Source organism: Thalassotalea sp. G20_0 (assembly GCF_017744175.1).
Taxonomy (GTDB): Bacteria; Pseudomonadota; Gammaproteobacteria; order Pseudomonadales; family Endozoicomonadaceae; genus Endozoicomonas.
This window is the reverse complement of sequence record NZ_JAGHQV010000289.1, coordinates 1-910: the sequence shown is the minus strand read 5'-3', so window position 1 is coordinate 910 and position 910 is coordinate 1. Positions and strand designations below refer to the sequence as shown.

Annotated in this window: 1 protein-coding gene; it reads left to right on the top strand. The window is 48.8% G+C overall.

Annotated features, from left to right (window positions below):
* Positions 1-12: 12 nt before the first annotated feature.
* The coding region (locus J7438_RS26100) for an ABC transporter transmembrane domain-containing protein (protein ID WP_286196954.1) at positions 13-910 on the top strand (898 nt) is incomplete at its 3' end.

The window sequence follows — 910 nt, the reverse complement described above, 5'->3', positions numbered from 1 at the left end:
GTATGGATACACATGGATGTAAGACGTACAGATGCGGCAGTCTTCTGTCTGGTGTCGCTTGCCCGATTTCATGGTTTGGCTGCAGATGCTGCGCAGCTAAAGCATCAGTTTACTGATTCAGCGACCCCTCTGAATGATAACGGCCTTTTAAGAGCCGCCAAATTTCTCAAGCTGAAAGCCCGCAAAATCAAGGCGGATGTCCAGTCTCTTGACCGTATTCCCTTACCAGCCATTGCACAACATGCAGACGGCCACTATTTTATCATTGCCCGTGTTCATGATGGCAAAACACTGATTCAGGATCCACTTAAGGGTACGCCTGAAACGGTATCCTCCGATGTCTTGGAATCTCTGCTGGGGACTCATGTCTTCCTGATGACCAAACGATCCCTATTGCCAGGGATCAGCGATAAGTTTGACTTCAGCTGGTTTATTCCGGCGATTCTTAAACATAAGAAGCTACTGGCAGAAGTACTGATTGCTTCGTTCTTTATTCAGCTATTTGCGCTGATAACCCCTCTGTTTTTTCAGGTGGTGATCGATAAGGTGCTAACCCATAAAGGGTTGACCACACTCGATGTTCTTGCTTTCGGCTTGCTGGTGATATCGGTCTTTGATGTGCTGCTTAACGGTCTGCGTACCTATGTATTCAGTCATACTACCAACCGTGTTGATGTGGTGCTGGGCTCTCGACTGTTTAACCATTTGCTCCGTCTCCCCATCGCTTTCTTTCAGGCCCGTCGGGTTGGCGACACCGTTGCCCGGGTCCGGGAACTGGACACCATCCGGGAGTTTATTACCGGCTCAGCCCTGACGCTTTGCATCGATCTGGTGTTTACTGTCGTATTTTTTGTGGTGATGTATTTTTACAGCCCGTCATTAACCTGGATAGTGCTGGGCTCCCTTCCTT